Origin of the sequence: Roseobacter sp. TSBP12 (assembly GCF_009129705.1) — a bacterium.
Taxonomy (GTDB): domain Bacteria; phylum Pseudomonadota; class Alphaproteobacteria; order Rhodobacterales; family Rhodobacteraceae; genus Celeribacter; species Celeribacter baekdonensis_A.
Genome location: NZ_PYIB01000028.1, coordinates 59207 through 85313, shown reverse-complemented (window position 1 = coordinate 85313; position 26107 = coordinate 59207). Strand labels below are relative to the sequence as shown.

The window sequence follows — 26107 nt, the reverse complement described above, 5'->3', positions numbered from 1 at the left end:
CTCCGGAAAAAGCATCATCGACCAGATTCAGGACGCCTTTGGCGAAATGGAAGATGCAGGGCTTTCTGGATGAGCTGGCAGAACTGCCCGAGGCGGAGGGAGCTCCGCGGGCAGAGGAAACAGAAGCGCCTGAAAGTGCGGATCACCAGCGCGGCAATTCGTGAGACGGCTTTTCGGTCATAGCTCGCTACCGGCCCCGCCTTCCCCTGCCTTATTGGGGGGGCGATGTCAGGCGGGGCCGGATGTGCAAAGGAAGCCGGAAAATCCACATGAGTGAGACGACAAGTATCGAGTGATTGTGGGGTTTCCGGCGGGCCTGTGTTGAGTGACTGGGCGATAGGGATATGTCAATATCGCGGTATACCACTGCGCTCGCCTGTGCCTACCAAACCTCGTTGTGCATATTGGGAGCTCCGCAAAAGCGGCCGTTCGAAGATGGAGCATCTAACGGCAGGAAAGTGCCCATTCTACCAATTGCGATGTCAGAAAATACCTTGACTTAGAGTGCGCTCAAACCCCTAGCCTTGGAGGCGTCTGGATGAGAATCAGAGTGCCATGAAGATCAGCGAACTCGCAAAACGCACGGGGCTATCGGCTCATACGATCCGCTATTATGAGCGGATCGGGCTTTTACCTTTTGCTGATCGTGATGCTGGCGGACAGCGCGATTATGACGAAGCCATCCTCGTTTGGATTGGTTTTCTCAAACGCCTGAAAACCACCGGTATGCCGATACGTGAAATGCTGCTCTATGCCGAACTTCGCGCGCAGGGGGATCAAACTGGACCTCAGCGACGTAAGCTATTGGAACTGCATCGCGAGCGGGTGCGTGAGCATTTAGCCGAATTGGAAGCCTCCCTTCTCGTCCTCGACACCAAAATCGACACCTATGTCGAAGCCGAGAAAAGGACGCAAAACCATGACAATTCAACTCAAATCCGAAGAAACCAGATTGGAGCGCGGGCAGCGCGCTCTTGAAACCATCGACGGTCAAGCCGGACAGAACGTGATCGACGCGTTGGCCGATATCGCACCGGATTTCGCCACCTACCTGTTCGAATTTCCTTTCGGTGATATCTATTCCCGCCCTGGGCTTTCGCTGCGCGACCGGGAGGTTGCAACCATCTCGGCGCTGGCCGCAATGGGAACCGCCCAGCCACAGCTCAAAGTGCATCTCGAAGCGGGCTTGAACGTAGGGATTTCGCAAGAAGAGATCACTGAAATCCTGATGCAGATGGCGGTTTATGCTGGCTTTCCGGCCGCGCTGAACGGGCTGTTTGCGGCGAAAGAGGTGTTTGCCGCACGAGCGCCAGAACAAGCGGAGGAACGAACATGAAACCGAACCGCCGCACCGTTCTTGCCCAAGCAATAGCGCTGTCCTTCGCCGTTTCTGGCAGGGCGAGCGCCGCCACCCCACAACCTCTGTTTGACAAGGTGAACTCCGCCGTCGGCATGGACTTCGACGCGCGAGGCAACCTGTTCGTGGCCGAGTGGGGCGCAGGGCGCATCAGTCGTTTCGCACCAGATGGCGCGCGCACAACTTTTGCAGAGGGGCTTTCCGGCCCGTCCGGCCTTGCCATCGCGCCAGACGGGGCGATCTTTGTCGCCTCCTATTCGAGCGATCTGATTTGGCGATTCACGCCCGAAGGTGAGCGCAGTACCTATGTGACCGGGCTGGCAACGCCTGCTGGTCTGAGTTTTGACCGCGCGGGGCGGCTCATGGTTGCGAACCGACGAAGCAATGAGATTCTGACGGTCGAAAACGGCGCGCTTACTTCTGTCATCAAGGGCCTGAACACGCCCGTAGGTGCTGTTCAAACCCCTGATGGTGGCTTTGTCGTTTCAAATATCGGTGGCGGTGTCACGATCCTGCGTCCGGATGGAACCAGGGTCGAAGCAGGTGGGGAGTTCAATACTCCGGGACCGGGGATCACAATAACACAGACCGGTCGCGTTTTTGTTGTCGACTATGGCGGAACGACTGTGCGTGAAATCCTGATGGATGGTGGTTCAAGGGCTGTTGCGGATGGATTTTCAAGTCCTGTCGGCCTTGTCATCACGCCGGATCAGAGCGCTCTGCTGACAGCAACGTGGGGCGAGAGAGCCGTATTTCGTATTCCGCTTCCCTCATGATCAACACTCCATCCTTCAAAAAAGATTAAAGTGTTGCGACTGTGGGAAGGTTCAATTTAATCCTGACCCGCTCTACTATTTTCTCTGGAGTAAGCCCGAATTGCTCATAAAGTTCTTCGGAGCTCGCTGATGCGCCAAGATTGTTGACCCCAACAGCATTCTCACTTGCACCAACATATCGCTCCCAGTCGAAGGGGCCGGCGGCTTCGATGGCAATTTGCGGGCCGTTGCCAAGTGTCTCGGCGCGGTGGTTGTAGGGCTGCTGGTCAAACAGGTTCCAGCACGACATTGAGACAACGGTCACGTTAATATTCCGATCCTGCAGCAATTTCGCAGCCTCAATTGCGAGAGCGACCTCGGGGCCCGTGGCGACAAACGTGATGTCCCGTGAACCGTCAGATTCGTGGACGACGTAACGTTCGCTCATTCCTTGATTGTTGGACTGGTCATGTCAGTTTCGGTTTCTCTTGCCTGATTATTTGGTCGGCGCCGTCCGTGTTTTTCGTAACGCGTTTGGCATTGGGAATGTCGTTCGAGAGTGCCCGCGCATGGGCGTCTTCGGGCGTGTGGTCATTGTCCAGCCATCTTTGAACAAGACGCTCTTCAAGAACCTCCAAAGGTGTCTCAAGATAAATGCTGTGGTCGAATACGGTGACAGCTGATGTCGCGCAGTCGATCATCGGGATCGTCAAGGATCACCACATCGTCGATATCTGGCAAAACGAGATGGCGCAGAACAACATGCGCAACGCCATCGACGATTATTCCTTCGATGTCATGCGCGATGAGAAGGGCATCGACACTCCCCTCGACCTTCTCGATGACATCGAGCTGCGGATCATGGATAAGGGCACGATACAGCGACACACTGAGTTGGGCGAGACCACAGTCAAGTGAATCGTCCGCGAGTTCCTTAAGGAAGGCATCCTGATTGAGACAGGTGCGTGCCCCTGCAAGAACGGATTCATGGCCGTTTACCTCATCGACCTGACCAAGGTTGAGGTGTTGGAACCGACGCTTGTGCGCGGTGCTGAACGATTGGCCACTCGTTTCCGCCATCCAGCGCAACCTTGCGTGGATGGAAACGCGGGGTCTGATCCACGAGGTGACCGGGCAGCGGCGGTATCGGATGTGGCGTGCAACTACATCGTCCGATTAAAGAAAATGGGCGAGTTCCTGATTTCGGGAGAAATCCATTCCTGAGATGGAATGAGCTGCTACGAAGGATAATCGTCGCGTGTTCTGGCCTCGAGAACACGCTGGCTCGGAGAGGTCGGGCCCTCGTCCAGCGCCTTTCGGAATGGTCGTTGCGAGCCGTCAATGCCAATAGGGATACGCGTAGATATCATCGCTAATGTGGTTTGCAAAGTGGAGGAAGAAATGACTGACAAGCAACTACGACTGGATATCATCGACGAGCTTGATTTCGAGCCAAGCATTGATGCTGCCGACATTGGCGTGGCAGTCGATCAGGGCGTCGTGACGCTGACAGGGCATGTCCGCAGCTACAGCGACAAGCTCACAACGCTGGACATCGTTGAAAACGTCGTGGGTGTCCGTGCGATCGCCGACGAACTTGAGGTTCGACCAATTGGTGCCCATATCACAGCCGACGATGAGATCGCGAAACGCGTCGCCAATTTGCTGAATTGGAACATATCGGTGCCGGAAGACAAAATTCATGCCACCATCGCCAAGGGCCGGGTCACCTTGGAGGGCGATGTGGAATGGCGATATCAGGCTGATGCTGCGGTACGGGCTATCGGCCGGTTGACGGGCGTCATCGGCATCAACAACCATCTCAAGGTTCGACCTGCGGTAAAGGCTTCGGACGTGTCGGAGCGGATCAAGAAGACCCTCGTGCGCGATGCGGAACTCGATGCCACAGGAATCCGCGTGGCGGTTCATGATGGGACCGTGACGCTTGAGGGGAAAGTCCGTTATCTGGGCGAACGCAGGAGTGCGGAGCGCGCGGCGTGGGCGGCTCCCGGGGTGACGAACGTCATTGATCATCTGGCGGTGCTGTGACCGCCCGATTTCAAACCGGACGGCGCGGCGAGGTGACGGACCGTCCATACCTTGCAAGCAGTTCACCCCCCAGTCAGGTCTTGGGTCCAGTTCATGCGTTCAACCGATGTACGAGGATTGGGCGGGGGATGCCTGTTTCGATATGTGCTTGGTTGGAGAACCGCTCGTAAGGAGAGCAGGGTGGATCAGTTGATTGCCGTCAATGGTGAGGGTGCGCACGTGATGCAGGTATGTAATGAAATTGACAAAGAGAAATATCCGTTGTGGTGATACAACTTGAAAGTGCTGAACAAAAGGACGCAACGCTCGCGGTAGGTGGTGAGCCTTCTGAGCCGGTGCCATCAGAAGAACCGGGGACACCGCCAAAGGAGACGCCAGAACCTTCACCGGAGGAGTATCCCGAACCGCCCAGCGAATTGCCACCTGCACCGCCACCCGAGGCTCTGCCCGGAAGCTGCGGTGGAGTGATCAAGGATACGCTTGGATCGGTATAGCGGAAATTCTCCAGTCACAGGAGGGCCTGAGAGGAGACCTGACATGTCTGGCTATAATGATCTTCGCAAGGAAATGGTCGAACGTCAGATCAAGGCGCGCGGGGTGCGCGATCCGCTGGTTCTGGATGCGATGGGACGAGTGCCGCGCGAACGTTTCGTGCCGGACCACCTGAAAGGTCAGGCTTATTGGGACCGTCCCCTGCCCATCGACGTCGGTCAGACCATTTCGCAACCCTATATCGTGGCCTACATGATCGAGGCCCTGGCACTCAAGGGGGGCGAAAAGGTGCTCGAGATCGGCGCGGGTTCGGGCTATGCCGCCGCTGTTCTGGCCGAAATTGCGAGCGAGGTTTATACCATCGAACGCCATGGAACGCTGGCCGCGAAGGCGTCGACGGCGCTGCAGGACGCTGGTTATGCAAATGTTCACGTCTTTCATGGTGACGGCACCAAGGGCTGGGAAGACGAGGCGCCGTTCGATGCGATCCTTGTATCGGCTGGAGCACCCTTCGTGCCCGAAACGCTCAAGTCCCAATTGGCCAGAGGCGGGCGGATGGTGGTGCCCGTGGGCAGCGACCCGCGTGCCCAGGAATTGGTTCGCGTCACGCGGCACGACAAGGGGCAGTTCGACCGCGAGGATCTGGCCGATGTGCGCTTCGTGCCCCTGATCGGCGAACAGGGCTGGGAAGGCGAGCCGGAGGACACGCAAACAGCACCTCCGCGCCTGATCCAGCACCGTCCACGCCAGTCCGAGGCATTGCCGAGGCTCATTCGCACCTTCGCCGAGCCATTCGAGGATGTGGAGAATGCACCGCTCGACATGATGATGGATCGCATCGGCGATGCCCGCGTCGTTCTGATTGGCGAGGCAAGCCACGGGACGTCCGAGTTCTACCGCATGCGCGCGCTCATCACGAAAAGATTGATCGAGGAAAAGGGCTTCACCATTGTTGCCGCCGAGGCCGACTGGCCCGACGCCGCCCGCATCGATCACTATGTGCGCCACCGCGAGATGCCGCCGTCGGAGTGGCAAGCTTTCGCCCGTTTCCCCACATGGATGTGGCGCAATGAGGAGGTCCGTGCCTTTACCGATTGGCTGCACGATTGGAATGCGCCGCGTGCTCCGCTGACCCGCGTCGGCTTCTACGGTCTGGACCTCTATAGCCTGTTCAACTCAACGCTGGCGATCATCGACTATCTGGAAGATGTTGACCCCGATCTCGCCCGGATCGCCCGCCACCGTTATGGATGCCTCAGCCCGTGGGAGGCCGATCCGGCGGCTTACGGTCACGCGGCCCTCACAGGGGCTTATCGCAACTGCGAGGACGATGTGACCGCGATGCTCATTGATCTGATGCGCAAACGTCAGGAATATGCGCTAAGCGATGGCGAGAGATTTCTGGACGCGGCGCAAAACGCGGCACTGGTGGCCAATGCCGAGAAATATTACCGGATCATGTATTACGGCTCGCGCGCTTCTTGGAACCTGCGCGACGATCACATGTTCGAAACCCTTCTGAACGTCATGAAATTCCACGGAGAAGGTTCACGCGCGGTGGTCTGGGCACATAATTCCCATATCGGCGATGCCCGGGCGACCGAAATGTCACGTCGGGGGGAGCGCAACCTGGGCGAGCTTTGTGCGCGCGGGTTCGGCAACGAAAGCTACCGGATCGGGATGGGTACAGATCGTGGTACGGTCGCCGCGGCCAGCGACTGGAACGGTCCCATGGAGGTCAAGCAGGTCAGGCCATCCCATCTGCAAAGCTATGAGCGGCAATTCCACCTTTCCGGCCTGCCGGGACTTATCCTGCCGCTGCGGGCGGGACACGAACTGGACGTCGCGACGGAATTGTCGAAGCCGAGGTTGGAGCGGGCGATCGGGGTAATCTATCGCCCCGAGACCGAGCTTGCCAGCCACTATTTCGAAGCCGAGCTTCCCCGCCAGTTCGACGAATATATCTGGGTCGACAAAACCAGCGCGGTGATGCCGCTGGCGACGGGACAGATTCGGGGCCTGCCCGATACCTATCCCTTTGGGACATGAACAGAACCCTGCCCGCTGAAAACGTTACCCCGTTTCAAGGGGTGGCGTGTTCTTTACAGCAGCATCGCCGCCGGTCGGGGACGTCGCGTAGTGCCGTTTGCATTCGTCCTCACCACCACGGACGACACGCAGCCCGGCCAGCGACCTCGTGCGTTCGGCCATGACGGTGCGGCGACCCTCGGACCAATCTGGTGCCGCGAAATCGTACTGTCGATGATGGCGGTCAATGGCCGACATTTTGCCAGATCTGATACCTCTTACGGCCGCTCCAGCGTTCACGAACCGCGCTCCAAGACGCACACCGAGTATCTGAGCGCCACTGAAATAATCTGACTCGACAATGCATTCGGGCAAAACACGACAGCAACGTCTGCACTCACTATCCGTGTCATTCTGAACACAGTCCAAACCGCGTCATCGACAGATGTCAATGACGTCAGATTTCTTTGGCCGCGTCATGGCGGTGTTAGGCACAAGGCGAGCGAATTGCGCGCCGTCAATGAGCGCCACGCCTTTGCCGATAGCATTTAGGCCCATGCTTCAAGTACTAACGAAGTGTCTCATGGACGGGGGGGGGGGAGCCATGCCTGATATTCATTCCGGACCGGCCACCGAGGACAGGCCAGATGAACGGGAGAGCGACGCTCGCCTGTTTCGCCATGTGATGGCTTGCCTCGACCGGTCCCCTGATGCCGCGCGCATATTGGAACAAGCTGTATTGCTGGCAAACCAGACGGGGGCAGACCTGACGGCCATGCGAGTTGTGCCCGCCGGGCCGTCCACAATTCGGTGCGCCGATCCCGTCGACTGGGAATTGACCAGACGAGATGAGACTGCCGATCTCCTGCGGATGTCCGACACGACCGGGGCAACCACCGACATATGTGCGGTCGTGGCCTGCGGTTCGGCCGCGCGGTGCATCCACGACGAGGCGCTTCGACGCGATGTGGATCTTCTGGTCTTGGGCACGGGAACTTTCGGCCCCCCGAGCCGATGGGGCCTCGGAGGGACGGCCAGGCATCTTGCGGAGGTCTTTCAGGGATCGGTTCTGATCGTTCCGGGCGAGATTGCAGGTGAGCCTCCCAAAACCCGCCGTATCATTGTCCCAATGGACGGTTCGGCGCCTTCGGAAGCCGCGCTTCGCTTCGCCGCCGCGATTGCGCGGGCCCGCGCGGCAGAACTCGTCATCCTTCATGCTGTTTCGCATGTTGGCGCGTTCGGCACGGGACGAACGGGACAGGGAGATGAGGCGCTCTGGCGTGAACTCAAGGAAGAGGCGGCACATACGGTCGAAGATCGGCTTCAGCGTTTGCGTCGATTGCTCCCGGTCCACAGACATGGCAACCGCGTCCGTCGGCTCAGTGGCGATGAGCCACGCAGGGCTTTGATGAAGGCTATTTGCGAGGAACGGGGCGAACTCGTCGTGCTTTCGGCCCGCGGGCTGGGAAACGATCCCGATCTGCCCATCGGGAGCACGGCGGAGTATCTTCTCTCTCGTGCCGTGACCCCGATCCTGCTGATCCGGAACGCAGAGTTGGGCAATCATCGCGCTGGCGGTACCGCACCAAGATGGCCTACCGCTTTGCGGCAAGATCCATGACGGTGCCCTCCTCGCAGCTGCAGGAACCGGTCGCCGCTGCGTCCGAAGACCAAGGACAGCACAATTGCGTGCATCCTGGTCTTCCAAGGGCCGTACCGGTATGGAAGCACCTCGACAGGATGTCCGCGTGGCTGGATGAGGCGCGGCGCATCTGCCGCGCGCCACCGTCCGAAGTCTCGAAGGCGGCAGAGTGGCTGCTTGACAACGAGTATCATGTGCGTCGGGCGGTGCGTCAGGTGCGCGAGGATATGCCACCGGCTTTCTATCGACGCCTTGCCCGATCCGCGTGGCCTGAAGCGCGGGGGAGCCCGCGCGTGCTTCTCGCGGCACGCAGCTACATTGACGAAAGGCATGCGCAAATCGACGCAGCCACCGTCACAGCTTTCGTGAATGAGTTCCAAGGCAGGGAAGGGTTCTCCCTCGCCGAACTTTGGGCAGTCCCCGCGATGCTTCGGCTCGTGGCGCTTGAAGAAATCGTGACGACCTTCTGTTGTCTTGTCCCGGACCTCGCGCCACCCTTTCAAGGGTTGGAGAGGCCCGGGAACTGGCAAGACCGGGATTCCACCGACGCCCTGTCGCGGGCGATCGTGGCGCTTGCCGCAATTGAGCGGATCGACTGGAAAGCATTTGTCGAAGCGACAAGCCATGTCGAGGCAATCCTGCGTAGGTCACCTAACGGGTTATACCCCGAGATGGATTTTGAAACGCGAGACCGGTATCGGCAGGCGATCGAGGACCTCGCCGAAGGGACCGGACAGTCTGAGCCGAACATCGCGCGCGAGGCGGTTCGCATGTCGCGCGGACATATTGGATCACCGCGCCAGAGCCATGTCGGATGGTGGTTGGTCGATGGCGGTCGTGGTGAGTTCGAGGCTCTGACGGGCTACCGCGGCAAGCACGCCGGAGCCTTGCGCCGTCTGGCGCTCCGCCGACCGGGATGGGTCTACGTTACGGGCCTTGTCGGAGTTGCCGCATTGGCGCTTGCCGTCCCGCTGGCGCTGCTCATCGCTAGGGATGCAAGTGGCGTTGCGCTTGCGCTTGGTGGTCTGCTGCTGACCATGCCGGCTTTGATCATTGCGATGACGGTGACCAATTGGCTCGTCACGCAGATCGTGCCGCCCAGAGTTCTGCCCAAGATGGATTTCCGAAAGGGACTGCCCGAAGGCGTCGAGGCGGCCGTCATCGTCCCGGCCATTTTTCGACGTCCCGGCGAGGTTGCTCCCGTTCTTGCGCAGCTTGAACGTCACATGCTGACAAACCCGGATCGGCGGATGCACTACGCGCTTTTGAGCGACCCTGCCGATGCCGCGCAACAAGTGACGGACGAGGACCAAGCGCTTGAGGCGGCGCTTATCAACGGAATTCGCAAGTTGAACCGTCGATACGCGACCTCCGCGCCCTTCGTCCTGCTCCATCGCCGCCGCAGATGGAACCAGGTGGACGGCATCTGGATGGGTTGGGAACGCAAACGCGGCAAGATCGAGGCGTTCAACGACTTCCTGCATGACGGGTCAGGGGATGCCTTCCCCCTGACCGAGGGGGATGTCGAAGGATTGCGCGCCGCGCGGTTTATCGTGACGCTCGATGCCGACACGATTGCGCCCCCGGGCGCGGTGCACAGCCTTCTTGGCGCGCTTGCCCATCCGCTCAACCGCGCTGAATTCGACGCGGAGGGAGAGCGTGTTATCGCGGGCTACACGGTCATCCAGCCCAGAATCGAGATATCCCCGCAAGCGGGGGCCGTTTCGCCGTTCACCCGGCTCTACACCGGCGACACTGCCATCGATATTTACAGCCGCGCAGTATCCGACGTTTACCAGGACCTTTTCGGCGAAGGGATTTTCACCGGAAAGGGGGGCTATGACGCAATGGCCTTTCGGCGCAGCCTCGGGAACCGGGTTCCGGAAAACGCGCTGGTCAGCCACGACCTGTTCGAGGGACTCCACGGGCGGGCGGCTCTGGCATCCGATATCGTGCTCTACGAAGGATTTCCGGCGCGCTATCCGGATTTCGCACGCCGTATGCACCGCTGGATTCGCGGGGACTGGCAATTGTCGCCCTGGCTTGGCCGACAGGTGCCGGGGCGCAGCGGCGATCGGTTGCGCAATCCTCTATCTGCACTCGATCGTTGGAAGATCATTGATAATCTCCGCCGGAGTCTGATCGCTCCGTCCCTTGTGCTGCTGGCCCTTTGCGGCTGGCTCGTGATTCCCGAGGCGGCGCTGGTTTGGACCCTGCTGACCGTGGCGGCCCCCGGCACCTATCTCGTGACCTATATCGTCACGGGTATCTCGCGCGGGCGTCGCCGCGGTACCGTGCAGGACCGCTGGCGACAATTGCGCGACCACGCTGGCCGATGGCTTCTGGAAATCGCATTCATGGCGAACGAGGCCGTGATCTGCCTCGACGCCATCGGACGTGCTCTGTGGCGGCTCACCGTGTCGCGGCGCAACATGCTGGAATGGTCGACAGCCGCCCAGGTTGCCGCGACCGGGGCCGATACGCGAGCCCGCTTTTGGATCGACATGGCGGGCGCACCTCTGCTTGGTCTCACCATCACGACCACACTGGCCGTTCTGGCTCCTGCCGCCTTGCCCGGAGCACTGCCGCTGTTGGTGCTCTGGATTCTGTCGCCAGAAATCGCGTACCTGATTTGCCGGCCATGGCAGCCCGCGAAGGACAGCCTTTCGGACATAGACCGTAGGTGGCTCCGCCACATCGCGCGGCGCACATGGGCTTATTTCAAGACTTTCGCCGGCCCCGAGGACAACTGGCTTGCGCCCGACAACTACCAGACCGATCCCGAGGCGAAAATCGCCCACCGATCATCGCCCACGAATGTCGGGATGCAATTTCTGTCGTCCATCACGGCACTTGATCTCGGACATATCGGGCTGCGCGACCTCGCACAGCGGACAGAGTATGCGCTTGAGGCATTGTTGCGGATTGAGCGCAACCAAGGGCATCTCGTGAACTGGTTCGATACGCGCGCCCTTCTGTCGCTGGAGCCTCGCTATGTCTCGACGGTGGACAGTGGCAACCTAGCGGTGGCACTTCTGACCCTGCGCGAAAGCCTCGTCGAGGCCGCGAATGGCCCGGCGCTGTCGCGGGCACTCTGGGACGGGTTCATCGACACGCTTGGCGTGTTGACAGAGGCCACCGGAGACCTGCCGACCGAGCATTCGCAAGTGATACGCGGGCTGATCCGCACCCTCAGCGACAGTGCCGAAGCGGCTCGGGGTGATCCGGCTGGCTGGCGTAGTGCCCTCTGTCGGAGTCTCGAAGAAGACTTGCCCAAGCTATCCGGGGCTATTCTGAATGCCCTGGACGCCACGCCCGGTGCCGATCCGGGCGAATTGCATTTCTGGTTCGAGCGCTGCCGCCATCACGCGGCAAGTTTCCTGCGTGATCTCGATGCCCTTTGCCCGTGGCTGGCGATCGACGGTTGGATGGAGGTCGATGACCGCGCCGCCGAGATGGCCAAAAGGCTGTGCCTGAACCTGCCGCTCGGGCAGCTTGATGAGGTGTTCGAATGCATGCAGGATCGTATTGAAAGCCACACGAAAACCGGCGTCAAAGGCGCGGAGCTACGGACCGCCATTTCCGCTGGACAGACTGCAGGGGTGGCTTTGCGCGACAACCTGTTGGCCCTTGCTGAGAAGGCCGACACGCTCGCGATGGGAATGGATTTCTCGTTCCTCTACGACCGCGAAACCCGGACGTTCTTTATCGGATACAATCTCAGTTTCGACCGGATGGATGATCATCGCTACGATCTGCTCGCGTCCGAGGCGCGGCTGGCCAGCTACATCGCCATTGCCAAGGGCGATGTTCCGGCAGAACACTGGTTCCACCTGGGGCGGCCGATCTCGCGGTCCTCCGGCCCCCTGACGGTCCTGTCATGGAACGGGTCGATGTTCGAGTTCCTGATGCCGGCGCTTCTGATCCGCAGTGCGCCGGGTCAGTTGCTTGGCCAGAGCGAGCAGGCCGCCGTCGATATTCAGCGTCGCTACGGGGACAGGCTCGGTTTGCCTTGGGGCGTGTCGGAAGCCGCATTCGCCGCACGGGACACGGCACAGAACTACCAATACCGCGCGTTCGGCGTGGCCGGGCTTGGCCTGCGCCAGGGACTTGCTGAGGATTATGTGGTTGCCCCCTACGCCAGTGCGCTCGCGCTGTCAGTCCGACCGGGGGCCGCCGTGAGCAATCTGCGCCGGCTCGACGCGCTTGGCATCCGGGGGCGCTACGGGTTCTATGATGCAGTTGACTTCACACCTTCGCGGTTACCTGAAACCGGCGCCCATGTGCCGGTTTTCACCTATATGGCACACCATCAGGGCATGCTTTTGTCCGCCATTGGCAACGCGCTCAACGACAGCGTTTTCGTGCGTCGCTTCAACCGGGACCCGCGCATTTCAGCCATTGATCTGCTGATGCATGAACGGGTGCCGTGGGAGTATATCCCAGAGCCGTTGCCGAACGCAGGGTCGACGCTGCCGGAGCAGATTGAACGACGTGTTCGCCCGCTGCATGGCTGGCCCGCCGAGGACACGGATGCGCCGCAGGTCCACACACTCGGGAACGGTAGTCTCTCGGTCTGGCTGTCGAGCGCGGCAACGGCGAGTATCTGGCGGCACGGGCAGTCGCTGACCAGTTGGGCCTGTGATCAGGTTGTCGACAACAGCGCGGCGCGGCTTTTGCTGCGCGATGCCGAGGATGACGGGATATGGGAATTTCGGCGCACGCCCGAACACTGGGTGGATGTGATATTTCACGCCGAGAAAGCGACCTTCCACCTGCAGCACCATAACATCGCCGCAACCCAGGAGATTTGCGTCGCTGCAGCCGATGACGTGGAGATTCGGCGCGTTACGCTGGTCAATCATGACGACCGGCGCCGCGTGGTCGACGTTACAACCTATGCTGAACCGGTTCTTGCACCGCATGCGGCGCATGAACGCCATCCTGCCTTCAGCAAGCTCTTTGTCAGGAGCGAGATCTTGCCGGAAATGAATGCTTTGCTTTTCACCCGGCGTCCACGTCGGCCCGAAGATGCGCCTCCGGTGATGCTGCACCGGCTTTTATGTGAGGATCGGGACGTGGTCCCTGTTGGCGCCGAAACGGACAGGCGGGCGCTGATCGGTCGCCACGGAACGTATCTCGACGCCGCAAACGCGAAAATGACGGGGGCGGCAGGTTGGACCCTCGATCCGGTTGCCGCGCTGCGGGCGCGAGTCAGTCTTGCGCCGGGACAGCGTGCGACATTTGCATATCTCACAATTGCGGCGGGGTCGCGGCAGGCGGCAATCGACACCGCAGAACGCTACGCGACCGTCGCCGCACTGGACTGGGCCTTTGAGGATGCAGCCCGATCTGCCGCAGATGAGGCAAATCGTGTCGGCCTGACACCATCGGATATGGCCGGTTCACAGCGCCTCGCCACCCGCCTGCTCAGGTCAGCGGCACGGACTGCCGCTGACGGAGAGACCGCGGGGCCGGGACAGCCTGACCTTTGGGGGCTTGGCGTTTCCGGCGATCACCCGATCATACTCGTTCAAGTTGCGGACGCTGACGGTGCCGATCTGCTCCCCTCCATCGTGCGCGCGCAGCGCTGGCTCAGACGAAATGGCCTGCGCTCCGATCTTGTGATTCTTGGCACAAAGGCCTCAAGCTACGAAGCGCCGATCGCCGCAAGGCTGCGCGACGCTTTGCGCGATGCCGGGCTTGCCGAGGGGCTTGGCGGCGACGGCGGAATTCATCTGCACAGCGTTGACCGAATCTCTCCATCCCAAGTGCGCGCTCTTGAGACCCTTGTGCGGGTGACGCTTGATGGTGCCGCGCCGACGCTGGATGCGGCGCTGCCGACAAGGCAGGAAAACTACGTCAAACCACCGGTCTTCGACCCCGGCGGCCGACCGGTGACCGAGGCGTTCAAGCCACTGGAACGGCCCGAGGACCTGATTTGTGACAACGGCCTTGGGGGCTTTATCCCCGACAATGGGGATTATCTCATACAGACCGAGCCGGGTTTAACCACCCCGGTGCCGTGGTGCAATGTCATTGCCAACGACAGGTTCGGCACGATCGTCACGGAATCCGGGCTGGGTTTCACCTGGAGCCTCAACAGCGGAGAATTCCGCCTGACGCCATGGTCAAACGATCCGGTCGCGGACATGCAAGGCGAAGCGATCTATCTGCGAGACGAGGAAACAGCGCGGGTCTGGACGGTCACACCGTTGCCAACGGGCGATCCGGCACAATGCCGCATCACGCACCGGGCGGGCGAGACGGTTTGGGAACGATCATCGCAGGGGCTGGGGCAACGGCTTTCGATTTCGGTGCCACAGGATGCGCCGGTCAAGCTGTTCAGCTTGGAGTTGACGAACACCACCGCCCGCCCGCGGCGCATCACTGCGACCTGTTATGCAGACTGGCAACTCGGGGCGACGCCGTCGATCGCCAAGCCGCATGTCAGGACAGGCTTTCACGGGACGGCGCGGGCGCTGATTGCGCAAAGCAGCTGGTCACCGGCATTTGCCGGTCAGATCGCGTTCCTGACTGCCAGTCGACAGGCACATGCGATGACGTGCGACCGTGAGGCATTCCTGGGCCCCGGCGGCACTGCAATGCCTGAAGGTCTGCGGCGCTGGAGCCCCTGGGGGCGAACAGATTCGGTGGAGGACGCCTGCGCGGCCTACCAAGTGCACCTCGATATCGCGCCAGGTGCTGTGGAAAAGGTGGTCTTCGTGCTCGGGGCTGCCACCAGCGTGGCCGAGATCGAAACACTCGCCAAGACATTCGCTTCACCGAAAAAGGCGGCTGCGGCCACTCAGGCTGTGTCGGATGTCTGGCAGCACCGTCTTGGGGCGATCCAGGTCGAGACACCGGATGGGGCCTTCGACCTGATGGTGAACCGCTGGCTGCCCTACCAGTCCTTCGCCTCCCGCATCCTCGCACGTGCCGGGTTCCAGCAGGCCAGCGGCGGACTCGGGTTCCGCGATCAGTTGCAGGACATGATGGCGTTCCTTCTGTCCGAGCCGCATCGCGTGCGCGCCCATATCCTCGATTGTGCGCGCCATCAATTTGAAGAGGGCGATGTGTTGCACTGGTGGCATCCACCAGAGGACCGCGGTGTCAGGACCCGCTGTTCAGACGACATGCTCTGGCTGGTCTACGCGACCCATGCCTATGTCCGCGCGACCGGCGACATCTCCATCCTGAAGGAGGAGGTGCCCTTTCTTTCCGCCCCGCCGTTGGCCGAGGACGAGGAGGACCGTTATGCCGCGTTCGAGATCGGACAACCCTCCACGCTGTTTGATCACTGCCTTCGTGCGATGCAGCGCGGCGCAACCAGGGGGGCGCACGGTCTGCCATTGATCGGAAGCGGAGATTGGAACGACGGCATGGACCGGGTTGGCTGTCACGGGCGCGGTGAAAGTGTTTGGCTGGCATGGTTCGCGGCGTATTGCGGCGATGCCTGTGCGGATCTGGCCGATCTGTCCGGCCGGGCGGATGAGGCGGGGTTCTGGCGCAAGCGTGCGGAGGAACTGCGACAGGCTGCGGAAACCTGCGCCTGGGACGGCGAATGGTATCTACGCGCCTTTGACGATGACGGTGTCCCATGGGGATCGGCGCAGAATGACGAGTGTCGGATCGACAGCATCGCCCAGTCCTGGGCAGTTCTGGCAGGTGCTCCAAACCGGGCACGCGCCGAACAGGCACTCCGGTCAGCCGCCACCCATTTGATTGATCCTGCACACCGGCTTGTCCGGCTTTTGACACCGGCCTTCGACAAGACATTACGCGATCCCGGTTACATTCGCGCCTACCCGCCGGGTGTTCGCGAGAACGGCGGCCAGTATACCCATGCGGCCACGTGGCTCGGGCTGGCCTTTGCGCGGCTCGGGGACGGCGATGAGGCGTACCGGATATTCGACCTGATCAACCCCGCGCGCCGCAGCGCGCACCCTGAGGACATGCGCGCCTACCGCGGTGAGCCCTACGTCATTCCGGCGGATGTCGGTGGCACGCCCCCGTTCGAAGGCCGGGCCGGATGGACCTGGTATACCGGTGCCGCGGCCTGGGCGTGGCGCCTGGCGGTCGAAGGAATCCTTGGACTGGAACTGCGGGCAGGCGCCTTGCGCATCGCACCCTGCCTTCCGGCGGACTGGACCGGTTACCGCGCGACGGTGCGGGGACAGGCCGGATCCATTGCAATAGAAGTGCTGCAAGTCGATTGCAGCGATGGAAGTGTCGCCAAGGCACAGGACGGGAGCGGTGAAGACGGCACGATCGTTGAGTTTCCAACCGACGGATCGACCCGCCTGGTTCGCGTGCAAGTCCGCCGTGGCAGCACCGAGCGTGGGCGACAGGCCAACGCGAGATCATGAACGCCCGCTTGCGTGCCATCAATGCCGGATGTGCCGATCTGTCTATTCTGAAGCAAAAGATGATGAAGGAGAAAGGCCGATGCGGATCAACGAATTGCCACACTACGACATGTCGATCAACACGACAGGGTGTTGTCCGAAGTTCAATCCCGAGGGATGGGACGGGCAGGATTTGCATTTCCGCGACAAACCCATGGTGCGGGCAGTGACGATGTCAGCCATGCATGTGCCGTTGAATATGGGCCGGGTGTTTTCCCGTGTGCAAGGCCACATCGAGGATGCCGGGGCGTTCGATTCGGACGACTGCATCGTTTTGACCCGGGACACCTCGCCTTGGGCCAGCGAGCACTACTTTTCCGTCGGCAAGCCGGTCGAAAACGAAGAAATGACAACGCTGTCCGGGGACTTCGTCACCAAGGTCTTTGAGGGACCCTATCGTGAGGCCCGCAACTGGTATCGGGAGATGCAGGAACTGGTCCGCAAGCGCGGCGGAACGTCGGGCGATATCTATTTCTTCTACACCACCTGCCCGCGTTGCGCGAAAGCCTATGGCAAGAACTACGTCGTCGGTGTGGCGGAAATCTGCGTCGCTTAGAGCATGCCGCGCAAAAGTGGGAACCGGATTTACATGCCCTAGAAGGATGACACCGGGAAGGCAATCATCGACACCGCGATCTTGCGCTCGGTCATGCTCCGTTCAGAACCTCATGCCGAGCTGTTTCAGGGTTAATGCAAGGCGGGTATCCGTTGTATGGCATAAGGCTTTTCCCGCTTCAGATTGATGTTGTGGTTTCGGATGCGACGAAGTCATGCCCACCGCAACGAGAGCATGTTCTGCCGGGTTGATCGTTGACGTTCGAGACGTTGGCCGCCGGCATGCGTCCGGCTTTTCCCTGATTTGAATTGGCTATTGGATGGGGATGAAAATCTGGTGGTACCGCCGTTTTGAATGCCCCTGCGGCACAAAACCCCGGCTCGGCCACGGCTGAATTCGTAACCATGGCCTTTGACCAGATCCACCAGATCCGCAAGGCGGCGATCAAGAAATAAACCCCGGCAGCAGGCCGTTGAGGGACAGGTCAGGGGCAAGGCTGCGCCTCCACCCGATGGAGGTGCAGGGATTTCGACTGCGTCGTCGGCTCAGGCGGCGGATTTCACCTCCACCTTGCGTTCCTTCTGTTTCGCTTCCGGGGTCTTCGGTAACGTCACGGTCAACACGCCGTTGGCGAAATCTGCAGAAACGGCCTCGGCGTCGACGCCGGAGGGCAGGGACAGGGTGCGCTGGAATTCCCCATAGTGGCGTTCACTGACGAGGTAGTCCTCCTTCTCCTCTTTCTTTTCCTCCGATTTTTCACCGCGAATGGTAATCGTTCCATCGCTCATCTTGATGTCGATATCCTCGGCGGCCATGCCGGGCAGTTCGGTCGTGATCCGGTATTCACCGTCACATTCCACGAGTTCCGTCGCTGGCTGTAGCACCCATTCGGAACTTGCGGGGAACAACGAATGTACCCGGCACGACAGCGGTTGCCGCCAGAGTCCTGCGCCGAAATCGTCGAACAATCGGTCGATCTCGTTTCTGAGCGAAAGCATGGATGGCCACCCTTCGGCGGCGGCTGGTGGCGTCTCTCTGCGAACTTCAATTTCGGACTTCTTCTTGGGCATCCTCAGGTCTCCTTCTGGCAAGGCCGCCCTTCTGCACGGCCACAGGTTTCATGACAGCGTTGAGTCTATTTGCACCGCGCTGCAGTGCATTGACGGCGGTCATCCTGTCGTCAGATTTCAGTAACCCGAAGCGGCTTTCCATCCGCTTTGATCGACCATTCTCTCCCACGCAACGTGCGGGTGGCTCCACGCCCGCAATGCTCGCGAGCAAGCCGAGATCGCGGATCAGGAACCGGTATGGAGTAAGGCTGGTCACCAGATCTTTTTCTTCGAGATACCGCAATGTCCGGCAGATCGTCTCGACCGCGGTGTTGGTCAGGTCGGCCCAGTCGCCCCGATCGATTTCCATGCTCACGACGAGACTCCCGTCGGGGAGCGGCTCGCTCGGCATGAACTCGGCCGCCTTGACGAGGAAGGCGATGATCCGCTCGCGGCTGTTCAATGTGCCATTGCGCCAGAGCAGGCCGAGAAGGCTATGGTGCTGATGGTCTATCTCTCGCAGCATCAGCCTTCGGAAGCGTTGATTGATTTCCAGTTGCCGCTTGACCGTCGCTCTGTCGTAACAGCAGATTTCGATGTCGGTGGCGGCCTCGAAATCATAGTCGCGCTCCTGACCGGGAAGTCCTCCAACGATATCTCCGGGCATCGCCAGACCCACCAGAATGCGTTTGCCGCTCACCTTTATCACCGATCTTCGTGCATAACCGCGTCGGACAACTCCGAGAAAGCCGCTGCTTCTATCTTGTTCGAAAATTCGTTTTCCGCGGCTGAAATGGCGGATAATTGGCGGATGAATGTCGAAAACAGGCTCATCCTTGACGATGCGGCAGAGTTGAGAGCCCCGTAACTTGCATCCGCGACACGCTGCAAAAGCTGCGTGGAGATCGGTTCGGGGCCAAGGCACACTCATGTCCAAATCACGCGCAGTCTGAATCATGTCTATGACTCCTTACCAAGCGCCTGGATCACGGCGTCGCGCAGATCCGCGTCGGACAGATTGACGAGATTGAGATCGCGTTCGAGGATCACGGCACTGTTCAGAGACGCGGGTATTTCGCGGCGCAAGACCCCAAGCATCTTTGGTGCGGCGAAAATCGCCAGCCGGGTCAGATGCCCCTTACGAAAGTGGTCTTCCAGAACGCTGAGGGTTTCCTGGGCAAAATCCTGCATGTCGCGCAGGACCGGGTCGGATCCGGGTTCCATGGCAGAGCGCCGCCCGCCGGCACCCGATGCGACGCTGCGGCCCGGCTTGTCCGAGAGATGATCGCGCAGATGGATTGATTTTGCCTTGCTGATGAATTCTATCGGGTCCTGCGCAGCGCCATCTTCGAGATCCCGCAGAATGCGGGCACGAACGCCATCGCTCACCAAAGCCCATGTTTTGTGATGCATCTCCTCCCCCCACTTTAAACACCTTGCACACTTGAGATGAAAACTGATTGGCACCGGAAGGTCATTGATACATGTCAATGCCGCCCCCGGCTCAGCGGTTTGCCGCTGGTGGCAATGGTAGCGCAATGATGATACTGCTCACAAACTGTTGATCGACACGAAAGCGGCACAATGCGATAGCATGGTCAGACAATCGAAGGTGCGTAGATATAGTGGAAGAGCATCGCAAAGAGACACGCCTGAGTTTAGTCAAGTCGACACCGTTTTCTCAGCTTCGCCCCGAAACATGGGACGCGCTGGAGGTGATGTGCCGTGTGAAAAGCTATCGCGCCAATCAAACCGTCGTTCATGCGCAGGAGAGATCCTATTTCATCGGCTGCGTTCTGTCCGGTGTTTTGCGGATGGAAAAGACATTGGCCGATGGAAGGGCACAGATCGTCGGGCTTCTTGTCCAGGGGGACTTTTTTGGAAGGGTTTTCGACGGCACAGCAGAGTTTTCCATCGAGGCAGCGACCGACACGGAAATCTGCGCGTTTCCCCGGGCGGAATTCGAGGCCCTGCTGACGCAATCGCCGGACCTTGAACCCGCGGTGCTGTTGAATGCCGCCAACGAATTGGACCGGGCGCGAGAGTGGTTGATCATTCTTTCAAACCAGAAGATCGTCGGCCGCATTGCCGGTTTCCTGTTGCTGATGTGTTCGCGCTTTCGTGGTATCGACCATATTCTGCAGCCCAGACCGGAAGGTGTCGAAGTCAAGATTCCGATCAGCCGGGGTGATCTGGCCCATCTGTTGGGCACACGGCCGGAATCGATCTCTCGCTCCCTGCATTCGCTCAGCGACCGAGGGGTTATCGACATACTCGAACCTGACCGCATTTTGATCCGGGACATGAAAGCCTTGGCGTTAGCGGCCGACGAAGACGAAATCGAAGCCATAGCCATCCTTCAGGAACTTTTGAAGAACCATCGTACCGAATCCTGACCGATGTCGAGAAGTCGGCCCGGATCGCGGTGGATTTTCGGGTGTTCCGGGTTTCCCCCACCGCTGATTTCCCTCAATCCGCGATCGCCACCGATACGGCGTAAATCCCCTTGTCACCCTGCATCTCGCGGAACCGGAACCGGGTGCCTTTGTCCAGACGCTCCCAGTCGTCAGAGGTCAGGCTGTCGCGCTGGACATATACCTAGCGGCCATCATTGGCCTGAACCCAGCCATATCCAAGTTCAGGCACCAGTTCGGCGATTTCGCCGTGCAGCACGGGCGGGTGATGCTTTACCTCGATGCCGCCCATCTTCTTTTTGCGCGACCTCAATGCCTTCTCGGCGGCGGTGAACGCGCGATTCACGGCGAGGATCAAATCGTTCTGCGCGCTGCCTTGGGCGATTTCGCGGGAAATCGACACATCAGGACCGGGCAGATGCAGGTTGAGCCGAACCTTGAAGACGCGCCCGTGCCGTTTCCTTTCCTGCGGCGCCGCCATCGTCACCTCGCATCCGGTGATCCGGTCCTCGCGCCGTTCCAGCATCCTGACGCGTCGGAGCACGAGATTCTCGACCGCCAGTGAGTGGTCGACATTGTGATAAGAGATGATCGGTTCGATCTGCATTCGATCAGTCCTCGTTCTGGTCCCTATGGGCATGGCGCGGTGAAATAGGTTCCGTCGCCGCGGGCATAGGCGCAATCATCGGTCGCCGAATTTTGTGCGACAAGCGTACCGGCCGCCGCCCCGGCGAGCGCGGCGATAAGACGCCAGTTGTCATCGGCATCGAACGCCTCGGCTGTAATCAGACCAGCGGCGGCACCGGACGTGACGCCGACCACCGTCCGCTGTTCTGAAGTGAGGTTTTCGCAACCTGTCAGTGCAAGGAGACCTGCGACGGCCAACACATTTGCATAGTAATACGTCATAGACTTTTCCTCATATTATCTGGTCCTGCATAAACCCTCAGACACCGCTTGTGTGCCTTTGGTCACTTGTGATGATCCGCCACGGCATGCAGAAGCTCGCCGGACAATTCCCTGCCGACCGCGTGGGAAATGTCGCCTAGGCTCAGCATGCCCACCAGCCGCTTGTTATCGTCGATGACCGGAAGACGGCGGATCTTCTTCTGGTCCATGAGATGGACGGCGTCTTCCACCGTCTCGGTCGTCCGGCAATAGACGATGCCCTTGGTCATGATCTCCTCGGCGGTTGTCTTTGCCGGATCGCGTCCCTCCGCCACCACCCGGAGCGCGATATCACGGTCGGTGACCATGCCGATCAGCTTGTCATCCTTGCCGACCGGAATCGCGCCGATGTCATCCTTTCGCATCATCTTCGCCATCTCGCTGACGGGCATGTCGGCGCTGGCCCAATCGACCTGTTGGTGCATTGCCGCGGTAATTTCCATTTGAGAGACTCCTTTCAGCTTCGCTTTGGACACATGATAGGGGGCATGGCGCGCCGGTTTCATTGACTGCCGTCAAGCGGATGGTGCATTCTCTTGATCACATCGGCAATCAGGAGGCACAGGTCAGGATGTGCAGCCGGTCGTCGACGTAACCATTGATTGCCGCAACAACAGCAACGCTGTCGGTTTGGGGGATGGTGTCGCGCAGAGTGGTCCGGGAGAAGGCCGAGACCGCCGCATCCGTGAGCAGATCATGCGTCGCGATGGTATGCCCTTCGACGTCACCGGGCCACGGACACCCACCGGCGGTCGCGCCTTGTGCTCCCCGCCGTCGAATTCGCGCTCCTTGTGGCGGGCGATTTCAAGCCCCCGATACGGTCAGCCTGTCGAATCCGTTGAGTGCAAAGAAAAGCATGCCCCTTCATTGCGGGCTGGTCAGGTCGCGGCATTGACGGCCATCAATGCGCTGCTCGGGATTGCCGCCCATCATGTAATCCAACGATATTCAAGCGACAGGTGTTTCATGACCATAACCGGTATCGCCACACTCGATCATGCCCCGCAGGTTTTTGCCGAATGGCTGAATGAACTCTGCGATGATCTCGAGTTCCCAAAGCCACGGGCATACATGCTTTTGCACGAGACGTTGCACGCCATTCGTGATTTTCTGACGGTTGATGAAGCCGCAGATTTAGCAGCGCAGCTTCCGGTGCTGGTACGCGGCGTATATTTCGAAGGCTGGAATCCTTCGAAAACCCCGGCCAAACCACGCGGTAAAAGTGACTTGATCGCGCGGGTTGCATCGCGGTTTCAGAAGGAGCCTTTGGATGAACCGGATCGGGCCGTGGCGGCGGTCATTGACCTTTTACGTCGACATGTCTCCTGGGGCGAATTCGAGCAGGTCAAGCACGCCATGCGCAAACCAGTTCAGGAGCTTTGGGAATAGGCGTAGATCGCATGTCTTTGCCCGTCAGCACCCTCGTTCAACCGGAATGCGAACCTGTTGACGTGTCGCTGACGGGCAAGCTTGCGTTCCTCAGGACCGGGTCGCCTTGGCCAGGTGAGCCGCCACCGGAATGTACCGAAACCCATGCGTCCTATGTCTTTCTCACCCGAAATCGGGTGTGGAAACTCAAGAAACCGGTGCGCCTCCTGCATATTGACCAGCGCACCTTGGCGGCGCGGGCCCATCTGTGCCGTGAGGAAGTCCGACTGAACCGGGAATTGGCCGGGTCGGTCTATCGCGCCGTCATGCCCCTTGTGCAGCAGCCTGACGGCGGATCGGCTTTGGGCGGGGAAGGGCGCGTTGTCGACTGGCTGGTTGAAATGGTGCGGCTTCCTGCAACCTCGATGCTGGATCTCCGATTGAAGGCCGGTCCGGTCCCGCGACTTTCGGAAATCGTCAGCCTGAGCGACCTTCTGGTTTCGTTCTATCGCAAGCAACACAGGACCGCTGACATGGGCCACCGGTTTTACCATCGTCTTATGCGCGATAGTCGGACCAACGCGGCCCATCTGCGCGAAATGCGGCACCATATGGGCAACGCGCTGCGCGAGGAGGTGCTGGATTTCGCGCTCCCGGCGCTGGAATCCTGCCGCGGGGAAATCATCGCGCGGGCTTGTCAGGGGCTCTTGAGCGAAGGCCACGGCGACCTGCGGCCCGAACATGTCTGTCTGACCGACCCGCCAGTGGTCTTCGACCGCGTGGAGTTCGATCACGATGTCCGGCTTGCCGATCCATTCTTTGAATTCAACGAGCTGGGGATCGAATGTGCCTCAGCAGGTGCGGCATGGATTCGGGCCGTCATGTTGTTCCGATTGTCGCAGACAATCCCGCCCCCAAGTCGCACCTTGCTGACCACCTATGGCGTTGTCACCTGCCTGACCCGCGCACGGTTGGCCATCAACCACCTGCGTGATGTGGAGGTCCGCACGCCGGCCAAGTGGCCGGCCCGGGCAAGGCTCTATCAGGGCGTGGCGGCGGAATTGATAGAGAGTCTCGGGGCCGATTGACCGACCATCATTGCCGCGACATCGGCGGCACCAAGGAAAGACAGAGAATGCCAAACGATCCTCCAAATGACGATTCCCGGAAGCCATGGATAACCATCATGTTCTGGGCGCTACTTTTTACGGCTTATGTAGTTTCGTCTTTCACCAATGTTGATTCAAGCGTTCAGGTCGTTTCCTACAGTGAGATCAAACGGATGATCCGAAAGGGAGAGGTCGGGCAGGGCCTTTTGGAGGAAAACGCGATCACGGTCTCGGGCAAGGATGACGTTGCCGCCGCGACGCCGCGTTTCCGCGCGGTCACGCCATCGCAGGGTGATCCGGAGCTTCTGCCGCTGCTGGAAGCGCATGGCGTCGAGATCACCGCCAAGGAGCCCCGCGGCGTGTCGGTTCTCAGCTATATCCTGCCGTGGATCCTGATTCTTGCGGTCTATTTCTGGTTCCAGCGGCGGATGCTGGGTCAGACGGGAGGCGGATTTGGTGCGGGCGGACTGGGTGGTCTGTTCAGCGGACGGTTTTCCAGGCCCAGCGAAAGCGGAACCCGGACAACCTTCGCCGACGTAGCAGGTCAGGATCAGGCCAAAAAGGAGGTGGCCGAACTGGTCGAGTTCCTGCGCGAACCCGAACGTTTCCAACGCGTGGGCGCAGAAGTGCCGCACGGGGTGCTTTTGATGGGCCCACCCGGCACCGGTAAGACACTTCTGGCAAAAGCGCTGGCGGGTGAGGCCGATGTTCCGTTCTTTTCGACATCGGGCTCCGAGTTCATCGAGGTTTTCGTTGGTGTCGGTGCGGGCCGTGTGCGCAAGATGTTCGAGGCCGCACGCAAGGCTGCCCCGGCGGTCATCTTCATCGACGAGTTGGACAGTATCGGCCGCACCCGGGGCACCGGGCTTGGCGGCGGCCACGATGAGCGCGAACAGACGCTGAACCAGATCCTTGCAGAGCTTGACGGGTTCGAGGGCAAGGAGGCCGTCGTGGTGTTGGCTGCGACCAATCGGCCCGACGTGCTTGACCCTGCTCTTCTGCGCCCCGGGCGCTTTGACCGGCACGTCATGCTCAACCTTCCCGACCGGCGGGCTCGGCGGGCAATCCTCGACATTCATGCCAAGGCGCTGCCGCTTACCGATCCCTCGGATCTGGATGCAATCGCGGGTGGCACCCCGGGCTTTTCAGGCGCCGATCTGAAAAATCTGCTGAACGAGGCCGCGATCCAGGCAGCCCGACGCAGCGCCGGGTCTATCACCGAGGCCGATCTTCAGGAGGCCCGCGACAAGGTGATGATGGGCACCGTGCGCACGCTGGCAATTCAGCCCGAGGAAAAACACCGCCTGGCCGTGCATGAGGCTGGTCATACAGCGGCGGCATTTTTCGCGCCGGGAGCCGACCCGCTCTACAAGGTGACGATCATCCCGCGCGGGCGCAGCCTGGGTGGTACGCATATGCTCGAGCGCGAGGAGCATCACACCCTGCCCGAGGATTACCTTCACAGCCAGTTGACCATCCTGCTGGCCGGGCGCGCGGCCGAAAAACACCTGCTCGGGAGCGTCAGCTCCGGCGCCGACGACGACATCAAACGCGCCACTGAACTGGCCCGCTCGATGGTCGCCCGTTGGGGCATGAGCGAGGACATAGGCCCGGTGGATCTGCGCCAGCGCGAGGATCATCCCTTCCTTGGTCAGTCGATGGCCCAGCCGCGCGAACATGCCGACGAAACCGCCGCCCGGGTGGACAACGCCGTGACGACGCTTCTCAAAGACGCCGAGGCAGAGGCGATCGGCATCATCTCGCGCCACGAAAAAGAGGTCCATGCGCTGATTGACGCGTTGGAACGCAAGGAGGTGCTTGATTCCAAGGAAATCGAGACCTGTCTGAAACCAATCGTATCCGTGGTCACGCCGCTGCCGCACAAGAACGACGACACCGGACTCGCGACGTGAACAGGGCATAGCGGCACCA

The 26107-nt window shown here is 60.4% G+C and carries 22 protein-coding genes; 14 read left to right on the top strand and 8 right to left on the bottom strand.

Annotated elements, in window-relative coordinates; all coding sequences use genetic code 11:
* The first annotated feature begins 555 nt into the window (after positions 1 to 555).
* The 3 genes from C8029_RS08735 to C8029_RS08725 are packed head-to-tail and all read left to right on the top strand — an operon-like array spanning position 556 to position 2133.
* Positions 556 to 978 (top strand): MerR family transcriptional regulator, encoded by a 423-nt coding sequence (locus C8029_RS08735; protein ID WP_009570278.1) that lies wholly within the window; start codon positions 556 to 558, stop codon positions 976 to 978.
* Entirely contained in the window at positions 920 to 1336 is a 417-nt protein-coding gene (locus tag C8029_RS08730; RefSeq protein WP_152002750.1) for a carboxymuconolactone decarboxylase family protein, read from the top strand. The genes C8029_RS08735 and C8029_RS08730 overlap by 59 nt, the downstream gene beginning before the upstream one ends.
* Entirely contained in the window at positions 1333 to 2133 is an 801-nt protein-coding gene (locus tag C8029_RS08725) for an NHL repeat-containing protein (RefSeq protein WP_152002749.1), read from the top strand. The genes C8029_RS08730 and C8029_RS08725 overlap by 4 nt, the downstream gene beginning before the upstream one ends.
* 25 nt (positions 2134 to 2158) lie before the next feature.
* On the opposite strand, the gene C8029_RS08720 is transcribed toward C8029_RS08725, so the two are convergent.
* Positions 2159 to 2560 carry a transketolase-like TK C-terminal-containing protein gene (locus tag C8029_RS08720; protein ID WP_152002748.1) on the bottom strand — a complete coding sequence of 134 codons (402 nt, stop codon included), beginning with the start codon at positions 2558 to 2560 and terminating at the stop codon, positions 2159 to 2161.
* 206 nt (positions 2561 to 2766) lie between these two features.
* On the opposite strand from C8029_RS08720, the gene C8029_RS08715 reads away from it, so the two are divergent.
* The 4 genes from C8029_RS08715 to C8029_RS08705 all read left to right on the top strand — a co-directional run bounded on the left by C8029_RS08715 (position 2767) and on the right by C8029_RS08705 (position 6702).
* Entirely contained in the window at positions 2767 to 3030 is a 264-nt protein-coding gene (locus tag C8029_RS08715; RefSeq protein ID WP_009570274.1) for a hypothetical protein, read from the top strand.
* 69 nt (positions 3031 to 3099) lie between these two features.
* Positions 3100 to 3336 carry a hypothetical protein gene (locus tag C8029_RS22000; RefSeq protein ID WP_193217629.1) on the top strand — a complete coding sequence of 79 codons (237 nt, stop codon included), beginning with the start codon at positions 3100 to 3102 and terminating at the stop codon, positions 3334 to 3336.
* 177 nt (positions 3337 to 3513) lie between these two features.
* Entirely contained in the window at positions 3514 to 4161 is a 648-nt protein-coding gene (locus C8029_RS08710; RefSeq protein ID WP_152002747.1) for a BON domain-containing protein, read from the top strand.
* 537 nt (positions 4162 to 4698) lie between these two features.
* Entirely contained in the window at positions 4699 to 6702 is a 2004-nt protein-coding gene (locus tag C8029_RS08705; RefSeq protein WP_152002746.1) for a protein-L-isoaspartate(D-aspartate) O-methyltransferase, read from the top strand.
* A 24-nt stretch (positions 6703 to 6726) separates the two neighbouring features.
* Here C8029_RS08705 and C8029_RS08700 read toward each other — a convergent pair whose 3' ends face one another.
* Positions 6727 to 6939: a hypothetical protein gene (locus C8029_RS08700; RefSeq protein ID WP_152002745.1), complete on the bottom strand. Its 213-nt coding sequence runs from the start codon at positions 6937 to 6939 to the stop codon at positions 6727 to 6729.
* Positions 6940 to 7285: 346 nt separating this feature from the next.
* Here C8029_RS08700 and C8029_RS08695 point away from each other — a divergent pair, with 346 nt between their 5' ends.
* The 3 genes from C8029_RS08695 to C8029_RS08685 all read left to right on the top strand — a co-directional run bounded on the left by C8029_RS08695 (position 7286) and on the right by C8029_RS08685 (position 17287).
* A complete protein-coding gene (locus C8029_RS08695) occupies positions 7286 to 8302 on the top strand; it encodes a universal stress protein (protein WP_193217624.1) in 1017 nt (338 codons plus the stop codon).
* A gap of 119 nt (positions 8303 to 8421) precedes the next feature.
* Positions 8422 to 16692, top strand: coding sequence for a GH36-type glycosyl hydrolase domain-containing protein (locus C8029_RS08690; protein WP_152002743.1), 8271 nt, complete (start codon positions 8422 to 8424; stop codon positions 16690 to 16692).
* Positions 16693 to 16771: 79 nt separating this feature from the next.
* The gene (locus tag C8029_RS08685) at positions 16772 to 17287 is read left to right on the top strand and encodes a hydrolase (protein WP_152002742.1); all 516 of its coding nucleotides are present in this window, start codon (positions 16772 to 16774) and stop codon (positions 17285 to 17287) included.
* A gap of 545 nt (positions 17288 to 17832) precedes the next feature.
* Here the strand turns inward: C8029_RS08685 and C8029_RS08680 are convergent.
* The 3 genes from C8029_RS08680 to C8029_RS08670 are packed head-to-tail and all read right to left on the bottom strand — an operon-like array spanning position 17833 to position 19749.
* Complete coding sequence (locus C8029_RS08680) at positions 17833 to 18357, bottom strand: Hsp20/alpha crystallin family protein (RefSeq protein ID WP_226946289.1); 525 nt, start codon at positions 18355 to 18357, stop codon at positions 17833 to 17835.
* Positions 18332 to 19294 carry a Crp/Fnr family transcriptional regulator gene (locus C8029_RS08675; RefSeq protein WP_009570266.1) on the bottom strand — a complete coding sequence of 321 codons (963 nt, stop codon included), beginning with the start codon at positions 19292 to 19294 and terminating at the stop codon, positions 18332 to 18334. The genes C8029_RS08680 and C8029_RS08675 overlap by 26 nt, the downstream gene beginning before the upstream one ends.
* Before the next feature lie 2 nt (positions 19295 to 19296).
* Complete coding sequence (locus C8029_RS08670) at positions 19297 to 19749, bottom strand: host attachment protein (protein ID WP_152002741.1); 453 nt, start codon at positions 19747 to 19749, stop codon at positions 19297 to 19299.
* 212 nt (positions 19750 to 19961) lie between these two features.
* On the opposite strand from C8029_RS08670, the gene C8029_RS08665 reads away from it, so the two are divergent.
* Positions 19962 to 20732, top strand: a complete 771-nt coding sequence (locus C8029_RS08665; RefSeq protein ID WP_152002740.1) for a Crp/Fnr family transcriptional regulator — start codon at positions 19962 to 19964, stop codon at positions 20730 to 20732.
* Between the two features lie 202 nt (positions 20733 to 20934).
* Here the strand turns inward: C8029_RS08665 and C8029_RS08660 are convergent, their stop codons facing one another.
* The 3 genes from C8029_RS08660 to C8029_RS08650 all read right to left on the bottom strand — a co-directional run bounded on the left by C8029_RS08660 (position 20935) and on the right by C8029_RS08650 (position 22141).
* The gene (locus C8029_RS08660; protein ID WP_152002739.1) at positions 20935 to 21357 is read right to left on the bottom strand and encodes an HPF/RaiA family ribosome-associated protein; all 423 of its coding nucleotides are present in this window, start codon (positions 21355 to 21357) and stop codon (positions 20935 to 20937) included.
* Between the two features lie 23 nt (positions 21358 to 21380).
* A complete protein-coding gene (locus C8029_RS08655; protein ID WP_009570262.1) occupies positions 21381 to 21659 on the bottom strand; it encodes a YMGG-like glycine zipper-containing protein in 279 nt (92 codons plus the stop codon).
* A gap of 62 nt (positions 21660 to 21721) precedes the next feature.
* Positions 21722 to 22141, bottom strand: a complete 420-nt coding sequence (locus C8029_RS08650) for a CBS domain-containing protein (RefSeq protein WP_152002738.1) — start codon at positions 22139 to 22141, stop codon at positions 21722 to 21724.
* A 130-nt stretch (positions 22142 to 22271) separates the two neighbouring features.
* Between C8029_RS08650 and C8029_RS22365 the strand changes: the two genes are divergently transcribed.
* Genes C8029_RS22365 through ftsH form a run of 3 tightly spaced genes read left to right on the top strand, consistent with a single transcriptional unit; the run spans position 22272 to position 26088 of the window.
* Positions 22272 to 23087, top strand: coding sequence for a DUF2267 domain-containing protein (locus C8029_RS22365; protein ID WP_226946288.1), 816 nt, complete (start codon positions 22272 to 22274; stop codon positions 23085 to 23087).
* A gap of 11 nt (positions 23088 to 23098) precedes the next feature.
* Positions 23099 to 24154 (top strand): hypothetical protein, encoded by a 1056-nt coding sequence (locus C8029_RS23095; RefSeq protein WP_286189787.1) that lies wholly within the window; start codon positions 23099 to 23101, stop codon positions 24152 to 24154.
* On the top strand, positions 24151 to 26088 hold the full coding sequence (ftsH, locus tag C8029_RS08635) for an ATP-dependent zinc metalloprotease FtsH (protein ID WP_226946287.1): 1938 nt from the start codon (positions 24151 to 24153) through the stop codon (positions 26086 to 26088). Before C8029_RS23095 ends, ftsH begins: the two co-directional genes overlap by 4 nt.
* The last annotated feature ends 19 nt before the right edge of the window (positions 26089 to 26107 follow it).

Excerpts from the sequence above, each read along its gene's own strand:
- C8029_RS23095 (WP_286189787.1), top strand. The coding sequence starts at position 23,099 with ATGTCTTTGCCCGTCAGCACCCTCGTTCAACCGGAATGCGAACCTGTT.
- C8029_RS08685 (WP_152002742.1), top strand. The coding sequence starts at position 16,772 with ATGCGGATCAACGAATTGCCACACTACGACATGTCGATCAACACGACA.
- C8029_RS08655 (WP_009570262.1), bottom strand. The coding sequence starts at position 21,659 with ATGACGTATTACTATGCAAATGTGTTGGCCGTCGCAGGTCTCCTTGCA.
- C8029_RS08670 (WP_152002741.1), bottom strand. The coding sequence starts at position 19,749 with ATGCATCACAAAACATGGGCTTTGGTGAGCGATGGCGTTCGTGCCCGC.
- C8029_RS08660 (WP_152002739.1), bottom strand. The coding sequence starts at position 21,357 with ATGCAGATCGAACCGATCATCTCTTATCACAATGTCGACCACTCACTG.
- C8029_RS08720 (WP_152002748.1), bottom strand. The coding sequence starts at position 2,560 with ATGAGCGAACGTTACGTCGTCCACGAATCTGACGGTTCACGGGACATC.
- C8029_RS08695 (WP_193217624.1), top strand. The coding sequence starts at position 7,286 with ATGCCTGATATTCATTCCGGACCGGCCACCGAGGACAGGCCAGATGAA.
- C8029_RS08715 (WP_009570274.1), top strand. The coding sequence starts at position 2,767 with ATGCTGTGGTCGAATACGGTGACAGCTGATGTCGCGCAGTCGATCATC.
- C8029_RS08675 (WP_009570266.1), bottom strand. The coding sequence starts at position 19,294 with ATGATTCAGACTGCGCGTGATTTGGACATGAGTGTGCCTTGGCCCCGA.
- C8029_RS08725 (WP_152002749.1), top strand. The coding sequence starts at position 1,333 with ATGAAACCGAACCGCCGCACCGTTCTTGCCCAAGCAATAGCGCTGTCC.
- C8029_RS08700 (WP_152002745.1), bottom strand. The coding sequence starts at position 6,939 with ATGTCGGCCATTGACCGCCATCATCGACAGTACGATTTCGCGGCACCA.
- C8029_RS08735 (WP_009570278.1), top strand. The coding sequence starts at position 556 with ATGAAGATCAGCGAACTCGCAAAACGCACGGGGCTATCGGCTCATACG.
- C8029_RS08730 (WP_152002750.1), top strand. The coding sequence starts at position 920 with ATGACAATTCAACTCAAATCCGAAGAAACCAGATTGGAGCGCGGGCAG.
- C8029_RS08650 (WP_152002738.1), bottom strand. The coding sequence starts at position 22,141 with ATGGAAATTACCGCGGCAATGCACCAACAGGTCGATTGGGCCAGCGCC.
- C8029_RS08710 (WP_152002747.1), top strand. The coding sequence starts at position 3,514 with ATGACTGACAAGCAACTACGACTGGATATCATCGACGAGCTTGATTTC.
- C8029_RS22000 (WP_193217629.1), top strand. The coding sequence starts at position 3,100 with ATGGCCGTTTACCTCATCGACCTGACCAAGGTTGAGGTGTTGGAACCG.
- C8029_RS08690 (WP_152002743.1), top strand. The coding sequence starts at position 8,422 with ATGTCCGCGTGGCTGGATGAGGCGCGGCGCATCTGCCGCGCGCCACCG.
- C8029_RS08680 (WP_226946289.1), bottom strand. The coding sequence starts at position 18,357 with ATGCCCAAGAAGAAGTCCGAAATTGAAGTTCGCAGAGAGACGCCACCA.
- C8029_RS08705 (WP_152002746.1), top strand. The coding sequence starts at position 4,699 with ATGTCTGGCTATAATGATCTTCGCAAGGAAATGGTCGAACGTCAGATC.